The following is a 255-nucleotide window of genomic DNA, read 5'->3' on the forward strand; positions in this document are numbered from 1 at the left end:
GCCATGCTGCCCCACAGGGTCCAAGCCCGTAATTTAGTTGCTTTGCCGACTAATCCGTGCTTCAAATGTCTCCAAGAATATAAACCCACAACTACTAATTATCTAAACCAAACTAGAATTAAGCGGCCAATTCTGCCTGCTTTAATAATGCCAAATGAGGGATGTCCTTTAACATTCTTTCTTCACTAAATTCAAACTGCTTTTTACCAATGCCAAAGAAGATACGAATCAATTTATTACACAAAGCAATCAGGG

The 255-nt window shown here is 39.2% G+C and carries 1 pseudogene; it reads right to left on the reverse strand.

Annotated features, from left to right (window positions below):
• Positions 1-118: 118 nt before the first annotated feature.
• A pseudogene (locus ACQCVH_RS25370) lies at positions 119-255 on the reverse strand (IS110 family transposase); the annotation flags it as partial.

The organism is Bacillus infantis, assembly GCF_050107595.1.
Taxonomy (GTDB): domain Bacteria; phylum Bacillota; class Bacilli; order Bacillales; family Cytobacillaceae; genus Bacillus_AB; species Bacillus_AB infantis_C.